Source organism: Geodermatophilus sp. SYSU D00698 (assembly GCF_054050335.1).
This window is the reverse complement of the sequence record NZ_JBJGZD010000005.1, coordinates 149863-169222: the sequence shown is the minus strand read 5'-3', so window position 1 is coordinate 169222 and position 19360 is coordinate 149863. Positions and strand designations below refer to the sequence as shown.

The 19360-nt window shown below is 65.1% G+C and carries 10 protein-coding genes; 4 read left to right on the top strand and 6 right to left on the bottom strand.

All coding sequences use genetic code 11. The annotated features are described in order from the left end of the window. Window positions 1-58: 58 nt before the first annotated feature. Window positions 59-595 carry a very short patch repair endonuclease gene (locus ACI8AB_RS06800; RefSeq protein WP_456949474.1) on the top strand — a complete coding sequence of 179 codons (537 nt, stop codon included), beginning with the start codon at window positions 59-61 and terminating at the stop codon, window positions 593-595. A 155-nt stretch (window positions 596-750) separates the two neighbouring features. Here the strand turns inward: ACI8AB_RS06800 and ACI8AB_RS06795 are convergent, their stop codons facing one another. The 6 genes from ACI8AB_RS06795 to ACI8AB_RS06770 form a co-directional block, all read right to left on the bottom strand. Then, window positions 751-1350, bottom strand: a complete 600-nt coding sequence (locus ACI8AB_RS06795) for a hypothetical protein (protein ID WP_456949473.1) — start codon at window positions 1348-1350, stop codon at window positions 751-753. A 13-nt stretch (window positions 1351-1363) separates the two neighbouring features. Further along, the gene (locus ACI8AB_RS06790) at window positions 1364-3100 is read right to left on the bottom strand and encodes a DEAD/DEAH box helicase family protein (RefSeq protein ID WP_456949472.1); all 1737 of its coding nucleotides are present in this window, start codon (window positions 3098-3100) and stop codon (window positions 1364-1366) included. Continuing rightward, window positions 3097-5622, bottom strand: coding sequence for an ATP-binding protein (locus tag ACI8AB_RS06785; protein ID WP_456949471.1), 2526 nt, complete (start codon window positions 5620-5622; stop codon window positions 3097-3099). Before ACI8AB_RS06785 ends, ACI8AB_RS06790 begins: the two co-directional genes overlap by 4 nt. A gap of 734 nt (window positions 5623-6356) precedes the next feature. Further along, window positions 6357-7715, bottom strand: coding sequence for an Hsp70 family protein (locus ACI8AB_RS06780; RefSeq protein ID WP_456949470.1), 1359 nt, complete (start codon window positions 7713-7715; stop codon window positions 6357-6359). Then, window positions 7712-10699 (bottom strand): SNF2-related protein, encoded by a 2988-nt coding sequence (locus ACI8AB_RS06775; protein ID WP_456949469.1) that lies wholly within the window; start codon window positions 10697-10699, stop codon window positions 7712-7714. Before ACI8AB_RS06775 ends, ACI8AB_RS06780 begins: the two co-directional genes overlap by 4 nt. A 209-nt stretch (window positions 10700-10908) precedes the next feature. After that, window positions 10909-12795 carry a GmrSD restriction endonuclease domain-containing protein gene (locus ACI8AB_RS06770; RefSeq protein WP_456949468.1) on the bottom strand — a complete coding sequence of 629 codons (1887 nt, stop codon included), beginning with the start codon at window positions 12793-12795 and terminating at the stop codon, window positions 10909-10911. Between the two features lie 214 nt (window positions 12796-13009). Between ACI8AB_RS06770 and ACI8AB_RS06765 the strand changes: the two genes are divergently transcribed. The 3 genes from ACI8AB_RS06765 (at window position 13010) to ACI8AB_RS06755 (ending at window position 19292) form a co-directional block, all read left to right on the top strand. Continuing rightward, window positions 13010-15001, top strand: a complete 1992-nt coding sequence (locus ACI8AB_RS06765; RefSeq protein ID WP_456949467.1) for a type I restriction-modification system subunit M — start codon at window positions 13010-13012, stop codon at window positions 14999-15001. A gap of 197 nt (window positions 15002-15198) precedes the next feature. Beyond that, window positions 15199-16245, top strand: coding sequence for a restriction endonuclease subunit S (locus ACI8AB_RS06760; protein WP_456949466.1), 1047 nt, complete (start codon window positions 15199-15201; stop codon window positions 16243-16245). Next, window positions 16245-19292: a type I restriction endonuclease subunit R gene (locus ACI8AB_RS06755; RefSeq protein ID WP_456949465.1), complete on the top strand. Its 3048-nt coding sequence runs from the start codon at window positions 16245-16247 to the stop codon at window positions 19290-19292. The genes ACI8AB_RS06760 and ACI8AB_RS06755 overlap by 1 nt, the downstream gene beginning before the upstream one ends. Window positions 19293-19360: the final 68 nt, after the last annotated feature.

Sequence of the window (19360 nt, the reverse complement as noted above, 5' to 3'; positions counted from 1 at the left end):
CGGACCCATCCTCCGTCACTGTCCCCGGTCCTCAGCTCCCGACGCGCAGACTGTCGTCGTGCCCACAGCCGATGACGGAGGCCAGGAAGCTGGTCGGCCGATGCCGCTGAACGCCGGCCGTTCGCGCAACATGCAGGCCAACAGAAGAGTCGACTCGCGACCTGAGCGCTTGCTCCGCTCAGCCTTGCATGCACGCGGATACCGCTTCCGCAAGGACCTGCGGCTGGACTTGCCCAACGCCCGCGTCCGCCCGGACATCGTCTTCACGCGACGGAAGGTCGCGGTGTTCGTCGACGGCTGCTTCTGGCATGTCTGCCCCCAACACGGACGGCAGCCCGATCGAAACCAGTGGTACTGGTCTCCGAAGTTGCAGCGGAACGTCGAGCGGGACAGGCGAGCCGACTCGGCCCTGAAGGCGTCGGGCTGGACGGTGGTCCGCGTCTGGGAGCACGAGACCTTGGAGGCCGCACTGCAGACCGTGCTCCAGGCCGTCGACATGTCAGGCACCGTACGAACGGCCACTGACACTTCGAGCGGCCCGCTGATCGGCGAGCAAGGTCGACCCCGGGCAGCGACACCCAGAGCAATCACGTAGCCACGGCCGCACGGGTCGCTCGGGTCGCTCGGGTCGCTCGGGTCGCTCGGGTCGCTCGGGTCAGCCTCCTAGGAACGTGCATGTGCTGGCATGCCACCGCCCCGAGGAGGCCGACCCCGCCCGCGTCCCTGAGATCCCTTACGGCGCAGACGGCCTCAGTCCTGACCGTCGACGATCTCCTGCAACGCTCTCCGCTCGGACTCGGAGATCTTCTTGTTCGCCCGAATCTGATTGGCCACGATCGTCGGCACGACACTCAGGTCCACGTCAGCACTCTTGAGGGAGTACGCGTCTTCCCCGCCGGACTTCAGCGCAACGACCCCCAATCCCAGCTCTCGCAGCTCTCGGACGCGTCGTTCCGCGTGCACAGCATCCGCCGTGACGATCCGCAAGTAATCAGCCGGCACCTGCTCTCCCCGCCGATCAATGAGGATGCAGAAGAGCTGCTCGTGAGTCTTCGAGCCGTAAGGAACCTTGAGCGCCCAGTCCGGCACAAGCCCGGCAAATCGCTCTCGTATGCCCTGATCGAGAGACTGCCGGACGGCGGCCCAGGTCATGCTGTGATCAGGAATGGACCTCAGGATGAGCGCCTGGTAAGCCGTGGCAGACAGTCGTTTCGTCTTCAGGTATGCATCCAGGAGATCCTGGAACCGGCTTTCGTCACCCAGGAGCTGAACCAGGTCCTCGTAGGCCGTCTTCAACTCTCCACGAAGACGCCACCACGACGCATCGCCCTGTACCGACACCATCAACATCCACCCTCTCTCGTCACGCGAAGTCGACCACTGGCGGGTACTTCAGGACGTGGACGTCCTCCCCCGCCGCCTCAACAGCGGCTAGATCCCCGAGCCACTCTCTGAGGAACTGAGCACCGCGCACGTCCTCCATGTTGGCCCTTCTGAAAGAGACCTGGTTTCCTAACCGCACTCGTCCGGCACTATTCTTCTGCCGCAACGACTCCTGCAGTTCGAAGCCGGCGGCGAAGCGCCGGATGTCGGATACGAAGTCCAGGACAATGACCCGCCGCTTCCCAGGCGCTAGGCGCAGGCCCCGGCCAAGCTGCTGCACAAAGATCCTTCGGCTGTGCGTCACACGCTGAAACACGACGATGTTGACGTCAGGCACGTCAACACCTTCATTCAAGACGTCGACTGCACAGAGGACGCCGACCCGCCCCTCAGCGAAGTCCCACAACACACGCGCACGTTCGACGGGTGTCATGACGGCACCGCTCGATCCTCGAGAAGCGATGACCCGCGCACCGGTGAACGCAAGAGCATTGATTTTGCTCGCCATTCGCTCCGCATGGTCGATCGTTCCGCAGAAGACGATGCACTTGGGCGTCTCCTGCTCACCCCACGTCTCCGCGAGTCGCTCGACAACAGCGTCGTCCCACTCCTCGATGAACAGTCGCCTATTGATGGCCTTCGGGGTGAACATCTGACCATCCAGCCCCTGGAGCCGCTCCCAATCGATGTTGTCCGTGAACATCCGGTAGTCGATGTTCGCAAGAAATCCCTCGCGAAGGCCCCGCACCATGTCGATGTCGACCACAGGCCGGTCGAACCAGCGGTCCAGTGAGGCACCGTCCGGCCTCCACGGAGTGGCGCTCATGCCGAGCAGGAAGGCGCCCCCCTCACCGGCCGAGAGGTCGCTCAGGACACGGTCGTACATTCCCGAGCCGAGGTGGTGACATTCGTCGACGATGATCGACGTGAAGTCGGGCAGCGTCCCACCGGCCGCCAGATGAGCTGACACGCTGTCCACGCAGGCAAAGACCAAGTCGGCATGCTCGAGAACCTCCCGGTCAGGCTTCTCATACCCATTCCAGACTACGGTGGCCTGCGAAGCGCGAAGCGCCGGCCAGAAGGCCTTCTCCAGCTGGTAGACGAGCTCATTGCGGTGCGCGAGGACCAGTGCCTTGGCACCGGGACGCAGAGCAGACAGGCGACGAAAGAACTCGGCAGCAACGAAGGTTTTGCCGAGTCCGGTAGCCAGGACCACCAGCGCGCTCCTGTGACCTTCGACGAACTCACTCATTGCCCGCTCGACGGCGTCCCGCTGGTATTGCCGCAACTCGAAGGCCTCCGGCTCGCGAACCACGAGCGGATCCTCTTCCGCGAGCTCGGCTTGTCGCCGCAGTCGCTGACGATCCCAGAGCTGCAGCGGCACGCCGATATCAGCCAGCTGGCGCTGGCGCGCCAGCACCGAAGCCTCGAATCCGTTGTTCGAGACGATCACGGGGACATCTGCGGAGTACCTCGAGCAAGCCGCGAGCGTCTCTTCCACGACGTCGAGGCCGACCTTCGACCGCCAGCGCTTGACCTGGAAGAGCCACCGGCGGCCGCCCTTCGTGGCTGTCACGTCTGCGCCGCCGTCCCCGGACATCCCGGCGAGCCGCACGTGCCGGTAATCCCGTGCTATCAGCACACGCATGACCATGCGCTCGAGCGCCTGCCAGCCCGTACCACTCACAAGAAGGTCTGTGACCAGACGCTGACTCATCGCAGCTTGGTCGACAGGTAATCGAGCGCCGCTTTCGCGCGGACGAGGATCAGTCGCTCAGGTGATTGGTACTTCATGTAGGACGCACAGTCCTGCAGGCATCGCAAGTACTTGTCCTTCAGTTCCTGCCGGATGCCCTCCGCGAGCACGAGACCCATGCTGTCCGCCGGCCACGCATCCTCCCAGACGCGCCCGTCGAACCAAACCTGCGGAAACTTGTCGTATAACTTGACCAGAACTGGAAGGTCGGCGTACCGCAGGAACTCACCCCCCCTGACGGCGTCGGTGAAGTTCGCCATGTCGACGCCCGAAGACAGCATGTTGTCGGCAAGTCGTCGCTGCTCGTCCACGGACAATTCCGTGTAGAAGTCGGCGACTTCATCTATGCCCACGAGGCGATCGGCGACCTGCGCAAACAGTGACGAGATCTCACTCCTCACCGCGTCGGGAGCTTCGGCGACCCGGTCAGGCCAGGCCCGCTTCAACACCTGCGTCATCAGGTTCGCCGTCGCGTGCCCTCGCGCTCCAGTTAAAGAGGAATAGGAGTCGTAGATGAAATGCGCAACTTCTGCAGCCACTGCGTCCTCGATGCGCATTCCGAGATCGACGAATGCAGCATGCGACGGATCGACGTAGATGGTGATCTTGCGGAGTTCTTTCCGGGAGATCAGTGGCACCGGGTCCGCGCCGTATGCCGGGATGATCTCTCGAGACACCATGCGTACCGACACGTCCACGGCCGCACTGGCACCGCCCCGCACTAGCTCGAGAGCAAGTCCCGTGACGCTGAGTTCTGACTCCTCCGAAGAGTCCTCGTCCAGTGCCTCGGGGTCAGCGGGATGTGGGGCGCCTCTAAGCCGGGCACACTGCTCGCATGAAGCTTCATCACCCTCATTCACTTTGGCACAGAATGGGCAGGACCAGGGGGCGATGATGGTCGGCACCTGAGAGGTGCCACAGAGGGGACAGCTCAGAGCGGAGACCGGCAGCTGAGCGCCGCAGCTGCCATTGACGCACGACTTTGGCTTGAGGATGTGAGCACACCCATCACAAATCTCAGCCGTCGGCGCATTCTGATAGCCGCACTCGGGGCACTCGGGAAGTGCCTCGATGGGCTTGTCGGTCGCTGTCTCGACCAGCTTCCACCATTCGGCATCATCATAGTAGCCGGGTTGGCGCGCTTCGAACTTCTCGAGATAGTCCCGCTCGACGTCGCGGGAGATACGCTCGGTCTTTTGGCGAGCAGGGTTGTAGCGACCCATGTACATGTCCGCGAGCCCGAAGTTCCTGACCTTTCGGTACCCTTGGAATAGGCGCGACACCGGACTCGTATTCCGCTCGTCGGCGGGCCACCGACTGGGCAGCAGCGATCCGCCCCGGAGGTACTGCATGGCGCCGTGCCACTCATCACTGGTGCGCTGGAAATCTTGCTTGGAGAAGTCGACTGGCACGTGATCGAGGTGCACTTCGCCGACGATCCGACCGTACTGCTGGTCGACAGGGTATTCCTTTTCCGACCGCTTGGTGTCCTCGTCGGTGTAATCAAAAAACGCCGATTTCTCGCCGATCCGGATCGCCCGCCCGTTCCGGATTAGGTCGATGCCGAAGTTGTTCTGGTCGTCATACCGCTGGATGCCGACCCATCCCCAGATGCGCTCGGAGACCTCACGGACATCTGTCCCCCCGCATCGTGGACAGGACGCAGCACCACCTAGGAGGGTGCCGTCACGAAGACAGCGCGACGAAGTGGTGAGTTCTTCATCAAAGTCGATCCGCGCGGGGATTCGGCCGTACCCAGTTCGCTCAACGAAGCGACTTCCATCCCATACGCAATGCTCAAAGGCTGGCTCCAGGTCACCGTTCACCGAGATCCGAGCAGGCGGTCCATCCTCGCCTCGGATCAGAGTCGCGTACCGGCGCGCCAGCTCGCGGCGCACGACAGCCTTGGCCATACCGGCCAGCTTGCGGATGAAGGCGTTGTTCGGATCCCCGGACGGCCACCACTCCCGAACCTCAACGATCGTGCCCCGTTCGAGTCCATGGGGCTTGTCGACGCGTCGCGCCGGCACCTCGAACGTGCCTTGCTCGATCAACTTGGGGAGATCGACAACGACCTCCAGTGCGTACTCGTCTTCCTGGCGGGCGGAGACGAGCTTCGTAACGCGCCCGAGTTTGCCGGTCGCGATGTTGAATCCCATCCCGAAGAGGCCGAGCGTGTCGAACGCGTTCTTTGAGGAGTAACCAGCTCGCAACGCGTCTGCGATTTGCTTCTCCGTCAGACCCAAGCCGGTGTCCCGTACTCGCAGAAATCCTTCGCCCCGGCTCACCTCGGATTGGCCTGGGAGCTCAAGAAAGACCTGCCGGAAGGGGACCTTTATACCTTCGAGCTCAGCCGCCCGGAATGAGTCGATAGCATTATCGATCAGCTCACACAAGGCATCAAGTGGAGCGATGGGCGTACGTGTCAACGCCAGGAGGACGTTGGGCGTTGGCTGGATGTCGACAAGCGTGTGTTCACTCATGGAGTAGCTCCTGTTGCGCAGGCGGAGAAGGTCCAATAGGCGGCTGAGCCGCGACTTGCGAAGCAACGGTTCCAGAGTAAGTCAAACTGCCGGACCCGACGTCGCCGGGTTGCGCGAGAAAGTGAGGCGACTTGGTGAGCCAGGCCTAGAGAGTTCGATAGCCGGCGGCGTGTACTGAGCAGTGTCAATGTCCACCCTTCTTGCCACAGTGGACGGTCTGCACAGTGAAGGAAGCGCCCGACTAACGACCATGTATGCAGGCGACACGAGCCTCCCTCCGTTCTGCTCAACGCTGCACGCCTCCGGGATCCGAGTCACCCGCGGAGCGCGGTGCCGACCGGCCGGGATCCGGTAACGATCGGTCCGCCATGTTGCCCTACCGTACCGATAAGCCCGCATAAGATGGCGACCGGCTGGCCGCGGACGGCGAACGTGACAATTGAGCAATGTGGGGCTGATGGGGCCTTCGTCGCACCGATTTCCGGATGAGGCGACGGGTCATCGTGAGCGCACTACTAGCTGGACATCGTCGACATGGGCGTCGGTGCCTTTGCGGCATCAGGGGGCCCGGAGGTCGTCGTCGACTGACGGGCTCACATCGAGGACGAAGTCGCGGACTCGGCGTGCGGCGGCCTCATGGGTAGTCGCAGGGCTCACTCCAGGCGGTCGGAGCGGGTCCTGTATAGGGAGGTCTCCCTCGTCGAACTCGAGGCCCGTTGGGATGAAGGGCTCAGTCACCGCAGAGCACCCTTGCTCCACGAACCGTACGCGTACTGCGCCAGGCCGGTGACCACCGTCGTGAACGCATCCCGGTCGACCACGTTGCTCTTCCCGAACAGTTCCTGCAGCTGCCTCTCGAACGCGGGGATCCGCGAGGAGCCACCCGTGCGTGTCACATAGGTGACCTGGTCAGGTGCTACTCCAGCCCTTTCCAGGGTGTCCAGGATGCAAGCGCGAACCGCTGAAAGCTCATCCTGAATTGCCTCTTCGAACTCCGCCCGATCGACCGTCACATCGACGTCGAGGTGCGGTGGCCGCCGAAGGACGATGCGACCGCTGCGAGAGCTCGACAGCGCGATCTTCGCCTGTTCGACGGCCTGGTGCATGGCCCACGCCTGGCCGCCGTACAAGAGCTCACGCACCGCTTCGGCAGTCGCTCGGCCACCGTCGGCTGACAGGTCCCGCAGAACAGGGCCGACTCGCTGGTCATGCAGGAGGTCCTGACATCCGGAGAGCGAACTCAGGTTGGCGCGGAACCACCCCGGCAGTCCTGTCCGCTTCGCTGCGCTAGCTGGTCCGTCGAGGCCGAGTGCGGACCGGACCTTGAGGTTGAAGAGCCGGCTGTCGAAGGACTCTCCGCCGATGGCCTGGCCGCCCAGAGCCAGGACCGTTCCACGGTTGCGACGCTTGGACAGCACGGCGACGTCGAACGTCCCACCCCCGAAGTCCGTACAGACGATCAAGCCATCGCTGATGTCCTCAACCGTCACCGCTGCCTGCGGCTCCGGCATGAGATCGACGTGAGTGAAGCCGGCGAGCCTCGCGGCCTGGTGTAACCGCTCCTCTGCGAGCTCCTGAAGTCGCTTGGGGTCCTGCTCCACCCCCGGGAAGCGGACTGGCGTACCGATGGCGACGCGGCGGACATCCTGCCCGGTCGCGCGATCAGCCGTCTTCTTCAGCTTCTTGAGGACGACGGCCACCAACTCCGTGAACCGGAAGTCCCGTGACCAGCTGTTCGTCCTGTCGAGATGGTCCGACGAGAGGTCACGCTTGACCTGAGCCAAGAGTCGGCTGTCGCGGCAACTGCCTCCGCTGCGGTGCTGCCGGCAGCTGGTGTACGTGCCGTGACGACTGTGGTCGACGAGGGAACAGCGCCCGCAGGACGTCTGTGCGGTCGCCGTCGTGAGGTAAGCCCGTACCGAGTCCTCGCCGGTCAGGCGGTTGCCGTCCCGGTGCAGGTAGACGAGCGAACGCAGTGCCGGCGCCCCTGAACGTTCCGTGGCGATGACCTTCGTCGAACCGTCCTGGTAGGCGGCAGCGATGGCGCTGTTGCTGGTCCCGAAATCAATGCCGTAAGCAACCGCCCGGCTCATAAGCCGACCACGACGGCGGCCCAAGCGACGCTGGAGTCCATCTGCAGTTCCCGCTGCCGGATCTCGTCACAGGCGATCTGGAAACGGTCCTCGAGCTCCGTCAGGCGCTCCAGGTTCTTCGCGAGCTTTCCCTTTCGGGCAGGGAGGACGCGGCGGTCACGGGGACTGATGTCCGGCCCGTTCCGTGCGTCCAGCCATTCTCGGTCCTGCGTCACCTGGAGCTCGAGCCGGTCACGCCGGTAGGCGTACAAGCGCTCCTCACGCTCGAGGAGTTGCTGCCTCACCTCCTCGAACTCCACCAGCCGCTGCTGTCGCTGCCGACTGAACTCGGCATCCCAGGCGCTCTGGCTCGCCATCACGGCGGCTGCCCCCCAGTTGGGTGTGTCGGCGTGAGCCGGAGCGTCGTCCGGCCGCTGGGTCAACAGCTCGCTGTGGACCTCGAGGTCCTCGCCGACCAGGTGCCGCACGAGCGCCCCGCTGTCGGTGAGCCCCCGAACGCGCACCTCATAGACGACCTCGATCCACGTGCCTGCCGGCACGGTGGTCGAGTAGCGCGCACCCACCGCACCGTCGTCGAGCGAAGCTCCGAAGGCGACCAGCTTGTCGACCAGGGGATGCCCGAACGCGAAGAAGTCGAGATCGTCCCGACGAAGCGCTTCGGCCGTGTCAAAGACGCCTCGGAAGCTGGTCTGCTGGAGCCCGAGCCTGTTCATGGCCCGCGCCGACAGCACGACGGAGTCGCCTCCATCGTCGTGCTCGGTCACGAAGCCGCCATGGTGATCGAGAACGCCGCGGCAGAAGGCCGCCACATCAGCCTGGGTCGCCATCGCGGCGTGCTGCTGGAGCTCGTTGAGCTGATCGCGACGGAAGCTCGCCCTGTCGAGCACGAAGTCGCCCCAGCGCTTCTCGACGGCCTGGGCCTGTCGCACCTGCTTCTCCAGCTCTTCGGAGTACGCGGAGAAGTCGCGCGCGATCTCCGCCTCGCCGGAGAGGGCGAGGCGCTCGATGTCCTTCTCCACGCTGCCGAGGATCGGATCGAGGGCTCCGATGGACTCCTCGAACAAGCGGATGCGGTCAGCGAGGACCTCGAGCACGCGCTCCTCGAGCGTCCCGCTGGCAATCAGGTTGTAGATGTTCACCGTGCGCTTCTGGCCGATGCGGTCGAGGCGGCCGATGCGCTGCTCGACCTTCATCGGGTTCCACGGCAAGTCGTAGTTGATGAGATGGCTGGCGAACTGGAGGTTGCGTCCCTCGCCACCCGCCTCCGTGCTGATCAGCACCGAGGCTGACTCACGGAACTGGCGGACAGCCCGCTCCTTCTCGTCAGCGTCGAGCGCGCCGTTAAAGATGGCCGTGCTGATGCCATTGGTCTGGAGTACCTGCGCAAGGAACACCTGCGTCTCCACGAACTGCGTGAAGATGACGATCTTGGCGTCTGGATCCTCGAGGATCCGCTGACACACGGTCACAGCCTTGGTCATCTTGCTGTCTCGTACGTGGTCGAGACGGGCGGCCAGGTCAGTCAGCTGCCGGATCTCGAGGTCGATGTAGCCGGCGTCGACCAGGGCCCCCGCGGCGTCGTCGCTGACGAGGCTCAACTCCTGGGGGTCATCACCGAACTCGTCGACGACCCGGACCGCCGCACGCGCACGAGCCAGGACCTTGCTCTGCTCCCCGCGGAGGGCCTCGATCCGCCGACGGAAGCTCTTACGTAGCGCATGTGAGCTGCTCGTGAGCATCTTCTGGTAGGCGACCATGAGGAAGCCCACCGCGCTGTTCTTGTTGTTGCGGGCGCGGTTGTATCCCTCCCGGATGTACTCCGTCACGTCCGCGTAGAGCTCTTGCTCGAGTGCCGTCAGCTCGACGAGCTCTGTCCTCGCCTTGCGGCGTCCAGCGAGTCCCAGTTCGGTCTTGCGGTTGCGCACCATGACGTTGGCCAGCGGGTGCTGCCCGACCACACGGTCGATGACCTCGGAGAGCTTGTGCTCGTCGTCGAGGTCGGTCAGGGAGTGAGAGCCGGCCCGTCCGAGTCGGCGCTTCTCTCGGTGAAAGAGAGAAGCACGTTCAGCCGCGTCGAGCGTCTCCCACTTCTCGAGTTGCTTCATCAGGTCGTTGAGCTGCGGGATCTCGAGCCGCTGCTTCTCGAAGGCCCTCTCGTTGCGGAACGTACCGGGCTCGACGAGCTGGATGAGCGAGTAGAGCTCGTATGGGTGCAGTTGCACGGGGGTCGCGGTCAGCAGGAGAAGCCCGTGCACGTGTTCCTTGAGCTCGTCGGCCAGGCGATACGCGGCCGTCTCCTTCTGCGGCGTGCGGCGAACCCGGTGCGCTTCGTCGAAGACGACGAGGTCCCACTCCGCCTCGATCACCTGGGCCGCTCGCTTCTCGTTCGCCACGAACGGGAGCGAACAGATGACGTTGTCGCGTGCGGCGAAAGGGTTGACCCCGTCTCGACCGAGATACCGGGCGGCATCGCCGTCCATGATCTCGAATTGCTCGTTGAACTTGGACGCGAGCTCTGACTGCCACTGCCGCGTCAAGCTCGCCGGACTGACGATCAGGACACGCGAGATCTGCTCTCGCGCGCGCAGCTCCTTGATGATCAGTCCCGCCTCGATCGTCTTACCGAGGCCGACCTCGTCCGCGAGGATCATCCGCGGGCGCAGCTTGTTCGTGACGCGATGAGCCACGAACACCTGGTGCATCTGCGGCTCGATGCGCGCGTTCGTCAGGCTCGCCAGAGGATCGTGCCGATAGGCGTGCTGCAGATATTGCGCCTGGATGCGCAGGACGTGATCCTGCGAGTCGCCGAGCTGGCCGTCGCTCAGCAGCTCCGCAGGGTTGCGTGGGGCGAGTTCCAGCTCCGATACGTCGACCATGACGACTGACCCGCCGAAGGCGACGCGGAAGGTTCCCGCCGTCGACCCGACGATGACACCCACATCACCGGACCCACGACGCTTGACCGCCGCCCCGACTGCAATCACATCGACCTCCCGAAACTGACTGGACCGTATTTGCCAGACGCCGACGCAACTGCCTCGCCGTCGCTGGCCTCACTCGACCGTGTGGCACCGAGCGCCGGGAGACGCGAGTCGACCCGCTCGCAACCTGCGGTCGCATGCCGCTACGCCTTCAGCGGTCGACCGCTCAGGTTCACATGGCCTCATGCACCGGCGCGTCTACCGAAGGGTCGTCAGACGTCGGCGAGAACCGCGTCATCTGTGTCGCCGTCCTCGACGAGCTGCTCACCTTCGAATCCGGCCGGAGCCTCATCGCCACCTAGCAGGACGTCCGCGTCGACGTCGCGCTGCGCGGTCTTGCCCATGGCGGCCTCGATCAGCCGCAGCAAGGCCGCCCGGCGAGCGAGGAAGAAGCCGGTGAAGTCGGCATTGCGGAGCGCCGCGGGCTCGATTTCGTGGGTTGCGACGAGCTCGTCGAGCTCCTCAGCACTGATGCCGGCGCTCTTCTGCAGCTTCGGCATGTAGCTGGCCGGCGAGGCGCCACCGATGAACCGGTTGGTGGCGGCACCGAGCGGCGTCTTGTTGACGATGCTCTCGCGCAGGTCCGGGTCGATGCCGTTAGCGATGCACCAGGCCCGCGGGAAGACGTGGTGGATGTCGACAGCCAGGTTGGCGTACTGAACCTGGTCGAAGGCCTGCTGGTACTTCCAGTCCCGACAGCCGCCGGCCATGAGCAGCGCGTAGATGCCTTTGTAGGCCGCGGCGTTCCGGGTGCGCAACGACAGCAGCCGCGACTCCACGAAGGTGCCGTCGGCGACGGTTCGCGGCGCGGCCACGGGTGCGTCCGGGGTCAGCGCGGCGCTGGCCCATGCGGGCACCTGCTCGACATCCCGGGCGAACCGCGTCTCGACAGCGCCGCCGTAGAGCTCCCCGAGGACCCCACACCAGTACCACTGCGCGATGCGCTTGCGGACGCCGACCAGGTCGGCGTCGTCGCCCAGCAGCACCTTGATCGCTGCGAGGGGAACCAGCTGCGTGCGGTACGGCAGGAAGGCGGACTCGTGGATGTGCTGGTCGGCGAGAAAGGTCGCCGCCCAAACGAACGCCTCGCGCAGCGGCCCGACCCAGGTCAGGTAGTCCTGCAGTCCTAGGCGGAAGACGTCCTCCTTGCGCGCCGAGATGGCCACCGGGCGGTCGCTGGTGTCGGCCCGGTGGCGCTGGTGAGTCGTCAGGAGCGTCACGGCCTGAAGGAAGTCGGTGTTCGCGACGCCGGTCAGTACCGGGTGCTTGGCGAAGAGGGCCTTCGTCGCCGCCCAGTCGTCGTTGAGCCGGAAGTCCGTCTCGTACTCGTCGAAGTAGGCCTTGTCGCCAGCGAAGACAGCGGTCAGCAGCTCGAAGACGTTGAGCGGCAGCCCGCCGGTGTTGACCTTCTCGAACACGGTGGCGACGGCTGCCTTCGTCGTCGTCTTATCAAGCTCGATCGCCGGAATCTCGTAGCTCTGCGTTGGAGTGAAGACCTGGGTGTGGAAGCGGTTAACGAGGTCCGCGTCGTTCAGCGCGAGCAGCCAGGCGAAGGCCTCGGTGGGCTGGGTGATCAGCCGGAACGGGAAGAGCCCGTGCTCGCGCTCCTTCTCCGGCGTCGAGACGTCGCGGACGACGTCCTTGCCGAAGTTTGTGCGGATGATCCCGTCGCCCGGGAGAGACCGAACAGCCTCGTCGCGCCGGCTGGGGTCGTCGACCGCCAGCCGGAGGTCGAGGTAGTACCGCCGGTCCATGAGCTTGCCGCGGACGTCCTTGGTAGCGACGACGCCGTCACCGGTGAGCGCCTGATAGAGGGAGGTCAGACGCTGCTGGCCGTCGAGGAGCAGGTGGTCGGGCGCGACCTCGGCTGCAACGGACGTGCCCTCGACCGGCTTGGGCTTGAAGCGCACCTGGTCGTTGCCGGTCTGCAGGAGCATGACGACGCCGAGCGGGTGACCGAGCGTGATCGTCACCAACAGGGCGCGGATGCGCTCGTCGTCCCACTTGTAGCCCCGCTGGAAGTCGGGCAACTGGATGCGGCCGTCACCGACCTTCTGCAGGAGATCACTCAGCTTGTACTGCGGCGTCTGGAAGCCCACGCGCAAGACGGTCGCATCCGCGTCGCCCCTGGCCGCCTATTCGTGACAACTCGCCACCTCGTCAGCGTCACGCGTCGCACATGGCCCGTGCGTCACTCGTTCGTCTCGGAACGACGTCGTGATGATGTTGGTCCGGCGCCCGCGGTCAGGCAGGGTGTCCTTGGCGGTCCGTGACGGTCGCCGTACCGCTCGTCATGGGGAGCACGACAGCAACATGCAGTCCGACAGCACAACCGGGTTCGAGGGCAAGGTCCAGTTCGTGTGGCAGGTCGCGGACCTGCTGCGCGGGGACTACAAGCCGGCGGAGTACCGCGGGGTGATCCTGCCGCTGCTGGTGCTGCGTCGGCTGGACGCCGTCCTGGAGGAGACCAAGCCGGCCGTGCTGGCCCGCGCCGAGCAGCTGAAGGGGATCACCGACACCCCGGACCTGTTGCTCAAGCAGGCGGCAGGCGTGCCGTTCTACAACACCAGCCCGCTGACGTTCACCAAGCTGCTGGACTCCCCGAACAACCTGGCGCAGCAGCTGCGCGCCTACATCGGCGCCTTCTCCCCCGACGCCTTCCAGGTGCTGGAGAAGTACCGGTTCGACGAGCAGATCACGCGCCTCGACGAGGCCGGCCTGCTCTACCTGGTGCTGGGCAAGTTCGCCGAGCTCAACCTCCGGCCGGAGGTCGTGCCCAACCACGCGATGGGCTACATCTTCGAGGAGCTACTGCGGCGCTTTTCTGAGCTCTCCAACGAGACGGCCGGTGAGCACTTCACCCCGCGCGAGGTCATCCGGCTGATCGTCAACCTGCTCTTCGGCGAGGACTCCGACGTTCTGACCGGGACGGCGCCGGTGCGTTCGATCTACGACCCCGCATGCGGCACCGGGGGCATGCTGAACATCGCCGACCAGTACCTGACCCGGCTGAACCCGAAGGCCCGGCTGGAGATGTTCGGCCAGGAGCTCAACCCGGAGACGTGGGCCATCGCACGGTCGGACCTGCTGATCCAGGGACAGGACCCGGAGCGGATCGTGCTGGGCAACACGCTCACCGCCGACGGGCACGCCGACAAGCGCTTCGACTACCTGCTGGCGAACCCGCCGTTCGGGGTCGACTGGAACAAGTCGGCCGCCGCGATCAAGGCCGAGGCGGCGCAGCCGGGCGGCCGGTTCTCCGCCGGGCTCCCTCGTGTCTCGGACGGCTCGCTGCTGTTCCTGCAGCAGATGATCGCCCGGATGAAGCCGGCCGAGGACGGAGGCAGCCGCATCGCCATCGTCTTCTCCGGCAGCCCACTATTCGCCGGTGCGGCGGAGTCCGGCGAGAGCAACATCCGCCGCTGGATCATCGAGAACGACTGGCTCGAGGGCATCGTCGCCCTGCCCGAACAGCTCTTCTACAACACCGGGATCAGCACCTACGTCTGGATCGTCACCAACCGCAAGCGCCCCGAGCGCCAGGGCAAGGTGGCGCTGGTCGACGCCCGCGGCGAGTGGTCGAAGATGCGCAAGTCCCTCGGTGACAAGCGCAAGTTCCTGGACGACCACCACATCGCCGAGGTCACCCAGCTCTACACCGAGGCCATGCACGGTGCGGACGACGAGCGGGGGAAGGTCTTCGACAACGACACCTTCGGCTTCCGCCGGATCACCGTCGAGCGGCCGCTGCGCCGCCGCTGGACCGTGACCGAGGAGACCGTTGAGGCGGTCCGCGCGGCCAAGCCGGTGGTGGCGCTCTCGGTCGGGGACGACGCCGCGCGCAAGACCCACGAAGCCGTGCTCGGGGCGTTGGCCGATCTGGTGGGCGTCTCGGAGGAGACGGAGGCGGCGTTCACGAAGCGACTGCTCAACGCGTGCACCGCCCGCGGACAGATCGGGCTGACGCCCGCGCTGAAGAAGGCGGTCCTCGCGGCGGCGGCGGTTGCGGACCCAGATGCGCCGGTGGTGACGGACAAGAAGGGCTCACCGCTGCCCGACCCGGACCTGCGGGACAGCGAGAACGTGCCGCTCACCGAGGACGTCGACGAGTACGTCGAGCGCGAGGTGCTGGCGCACGTACCCGACGCCTGGGTCGACCACACGAAGACCAAGATCGGTTACGAGATCCCGTTCACCCGGTTCTTCTACAAGTACGTTCCGCCGCGGCCGCTCGCAGAAATCGACGCCGAGCTGAAAGCGGTGGAGGCCGAGATTCAGCAGGTCCTGGCAGGACTCAAGCGATGAACCTGCCGACTCCCAAAGCATGGGCAGCGTTGCCAGCTTGGACTGTCCTGAAGTCCCGAGAACTCTTCAACGTCCCCAATCGGCAACTCTTGTCGATGTCCGCGGCCTTCGGTGTGCGCCCACGGGACTTATCCGAAGGTCGTGCTCCGTCTGAGGATCTCACGGGGTACCGAGGTGTCGAAGCGGGCGACCTCGTAGTGAACAAGCTCTCCGCTCGAGACGGCGCTCTCGCCGTTTCTCCGTACGCCGGCATCGTCAGCCCCGCATACTGGGTGCTTGAGCCTGATCGAAGTGTCGTAGAGCCCCGTTTCCTTCACTATCTCTTGCGCAGCAAGCCCTACTTGATGGAGATGGGTCGGCGCTCGAAGTATATGCCCCCAGCGCAGTTCGATCTTGCTTGGGACCAGTTCAGAACGATCCCCTTGACACTGCCGTCACTCGACATTCAGCGGCGCCTAGCCCACTTCCTGGACGAGCAGGTGGCTCTACTGGACCGCGCACTTCTGCTTCGCCAGCAGCAAGCAACTCTGCTGTCGCAGTGGATGGACGCGCAGTACCTCAAGACCTTGCAGGAAGTGTCAGCCATCAAGCCGGCTGGCTTGGATCGCCCAGAAGAGGAGCACGGCTGGCTACGCCTTAGTCAGCTTCTCGATCAACTGACGAACGGATACGTGGGCCCTACCCGCGACCTGCTTGTTGACGAAGGAGTCCCATATCTCCAGTCACTTCACATCAAGCGCGGCGGCATCGACTTTGATCGGCGGCCTTACTACGTGCCGCAGGAATGGGTTGCACAGCGGCCACGAATCCGGCTCCGTATCGACGACCTACTCATCGTTCAAACGGGGGCCCTGGGCGAAAGCGCACTCGTCGGCGAAGAGTTCGTCGGTGCGAGCTGCCATGCACTGCTCATCGCTCGCGTTGATCGGTCGTTAGTTGTTCCAAGGTTTCTTTGGCATACATTGCAAAGCGACTGGGGGCGAGAGATTCTGCTGCGCGAGCGCACAGGAGCGCTGCACCCACACCTGGAGGCGGGGAAAATAAGAGATGTGCATCTTCCCGCGCCTTCGCTGCCGGACCAGCAGGTAATCGTCGATATCCTTGACAAGGTCAGGCTGGAAGCGGATCAGGCTCGGCAGATGGTCGAAAGGCATATTCCGCTGATCGAAGAACGAAAACAGGCGCTAATCACAGCGGCCGTCAGCGGGCAGTTCGACGTCACCGCGGCTCGGGCGGTGGCGTGATGGCAGGCCACACCGAGTCCGACTTCGAGAGCGCGATCGAGGCCCATCTCCTTGCGAACGGCTGGCGGCACGGCTCGCCCACCGAGTACGACAAGGACCTCGGTCTCGACCCCGTCCAGCTCATAGGCTTCGTGCGGGAGACCCAGCCGCAGGTGTGGGTCAAGCTGGAGCAGCAGCACGGAAGCGCCGTCGTCCAGAAGGTCACCAAGCGCATCGCCGACGAGATCGACGCACACGGCGTCGTCCACGTCCTCCGCAAGGGCGTCAAGGAGCGTGGCCAGCGCATTCAGCTGGCCTTTTTCCGCCCTACGCACGGGCTCACTCCTGAGCTGGTCGAGAAATATTCGAAGAACCGGCTGCTGGTGTACCGGCAGCTGCACCACAGCGAGAGCAGCCCGCACCAGTCGCTCGACCTGATGCTGTCGGTCAACGGCATCCCTGTCGCCACCGCCGAGTTGAAGAATCAGTTCACTGGGCAGACTGTCCGGCACGCCAAGGCGCAGTACCGTGACCCCAAGCAGCGCAATCCGGCCGACCGGATCTTCGCCCGCCGCTGCCTGGCGCACTTCGCCGTCGACCCCGACCTGGTCTTCATGACCACGAAGCTCGCCGGACCCGACACGGTCTTCCTGCCGTTCAACCAGGGCTCGGCCGGCGCCGGGCGCAGGGGCGGCGAGGGCAACCCGCCCAACCCGTCCGGCCAGCGCAGCGCCTATCTGTGGAAGCAGGTCTGGGCCCGTGACACCTGGCTGGACCTGCTGCACCGCTACGTGCAGGAGGAGATCGCCAAGCACGGCACCCGCAAGGTCCTGTTCCCCCGCTACCACCAGTGGGACGTCGTCGAAAAGCTCACCGGGCATGCCGCCATCCACGGGGCCGGGCAGAGCTACCTGCTGCAGCACTCCGCCGGGTCGGGGAAGTCCAACTCGATTGCCTGGCTGGCCCACCGCCTGGCCGATCTGCACTCCCCCAGCGACCCCGCCCAGCTCGCGCCGGACGCCGGGCTGGGCACCGACGAGCTGGTGTTCGACAAGGTCGTCATCATCACTGACCGGCGGGTGCTCGACGCCCAGCTGCAGGCGACGATCTCCGGCTTCGAGCACGTCCAGGGCCTGCTGCAGCGCATCGACCAGGACTCCCAGCAGCTCAAGGGGGCCCTCGCCGACGCCAAGACGAAGATCATCATCACCACGCTGCAGAAGTTCCCGGTGATCAAGGACGCCACTATCGAGGGCAAGCGGGTGGGGGTCATCGTTGATGAAGCGCACTCCTCGCAGTCCGGGGACGCCGCGCAGAGCCTAAAGAAGGTGCTCGGCGGCGGTGATCCGCTCGCCGCCGCCGAGGCAGAGGCCACCTCCGCCGAGGCCGCCCAGCCCGATGAGCAGGACGTGCTGGCCGCCGTCCTCACCGGATCCGCCGTCTCTCGCGGGCGGAGCCCGAACCTGTCGTTCTTCGCCTTCACCGCGACGCCCAAGGGCAAGACCCTGCAACTGTTCGGTACGCCGCGGGAAGAGGGCGGGACGACGATCTACGAGCCGTTTCACCTGTACTCGATGCGGCAGGCGATCGAGGAGGGCTTCATCCTCGACGTCCTCAAGAACTACGTGACCTACAAGCGCTACTACCGGCTGGCCAACGGGCTAACCAGCGACGACCCCGAGGTGGAGAAGGGTAAGGCGGCCGTCGCGCTGGCCCGGTTCGTCGACCTGCACCCGAACAACCTCGACCAGCGCGCCGAGATCATCGTCGAGCACTTCCGCACCGTCACCGCCGGCAAGATCGGTGGCCGGGCCAAGGCGATGGTGGTGACCGGCAGCCGGCTGCACGCCGTCCGCTACCTCGCCGCCGTGCAGCGGTACCTGGAGAAGAGACAGCTCACCGGGATCCGCGCGATGGTCGCCTTCTCCGGCAGCCTCGCCGACGGGCCGGGCGACCCGGTGACCGAGTCCGGGCTCAACGGCTTCCCGGAGACACAGACCAAGCAGCGCTTCCACGACGAGGGGCAGCTGCTGATCGTCGCGGAGAAGTACCAGACAGGCTTCGACGAGCCGCTGCTGCACACGATGTACGTGGACAAGAAGCTTGAGGGCGTCAAGGCGGTGCAGACGCTGTCCCGGCTCAACCGCATCCACCCCGGCAAGGAGGACACGTTCGTCCTCGACTTCCGCAACACCGCCGAGGAGATGCGGGAGCAGTTCGCGCCGTTCTACGAGTCCAGCTGGACCGAGGAGACCGACCCGAACCTGCTCTACAACCTGCAGACCCGGATCGAGGACCACCACGTCATCGACCCCGAGGAGCAGCAGAAGGCCGTCGCCGCCTTACTCCTCGGCCACGACGCCGCCCACGCCACGGTGACGGCCAACGTCGACCCCGCCGTCGTCCGCGCCAGCAACCTCCCCGACCACGAGCTCGACGACCTTCGCGACGCACTCAAGGCCTTTGTGCGCGCCTACGCCTTTCTCGGCCAGGTCATGCTCTTCACCGACGACGAGTTGGAGAGCCTCTACCTCTACGGCAAGCTGCTCTTGGCCAAGCTGAAGGCCCCGAACAGGGAGTCCGGCGCCATCGACCTAGGGGCCACCGAGCTCGCCTTCGTGGGCCACTCGGCCGGCACCGTCACCAGCGGCAGCAACACCCCCGGTGCAGACGACGGCCAGATCGAGACCTACACCGGCGCCGGCCGCGGCAGCAGCCTCGAGGAAGCCCTGATGATCCGGCTCTCGGAGCTGATCGACACCTTCAACGCCGCCCACGGCATCGACCTCAGCCAGGCTGAGAGCCTGCTCATCTACGTCGGGGTCCCCAGCACGCTGTCCGACGACGAGGACGTCCAGCAGCGCGCCGCGGACAACACCGAGGAACAGTTCTCGATGACCATCAAGAAGGACGACATCGCCGGCGCGCTCTTCGCCAACCAGGAGAGCTCCAACAAGCTCCTCAAGGCCCTCCTCGAGAACGAGGGATTTGCCGATGCCGTCCAGAAGATAATCAGCACCCAGACGTGGAAGGCCGCACGCCGCAAGCATGCGGATACACGGACGTGAACCGCCCAATGCTTCTCGCATATCTACCCGCCCCCGCCCCCGCTAAACCTAACCACTTTCTCAAGATG

Coding starts and splice junctions, on each gene's coding strand:
- ACI8AB_RS06765 (WP_456949467.1), top strand. CDS start 13,010: ATGCAGTCCGACAGCACAACCGGGTTCGAGGGCAAGGTCCAGTTCGTG.
- ACI8AB_RS06795 (WP_456949473.1), bottom strand. CDS start 1,350: ATGTTGATGGTGTCGGTACAGGGCGATGCGTCGTGGTGGCGTCTTCGT.
- ACI8AB_RS06785 (WP_456949471.1), bottom strand. CDS start 5,622: ATGAGTGAACACACGCTTGTCGACATCCAGCCAACGCCCAACGTCCTC.
- ACI8AB_RS06755 (WP_456949465.1), top strand. CDS start 16,245: ATGGCAGGCCACACCGAGTCCGACTTCGAGAGCGCGATCGAGGCCCAT.
- ACI8AB_RS06790 (WP_456949472.1), bottom strand. CDS start 3,100: ATGAGTCAGCGTCTGGTCACAGACCTTCTTGTGAGTGGTACGGGCTGG.
- ACI8AB_RS06780 (WP_456949470.1), bottom strand. CDS start 7,715: ATGAGCCGGGCGGTTGCTTACGGCATTGATTTCGGGACCAGCAACAGC.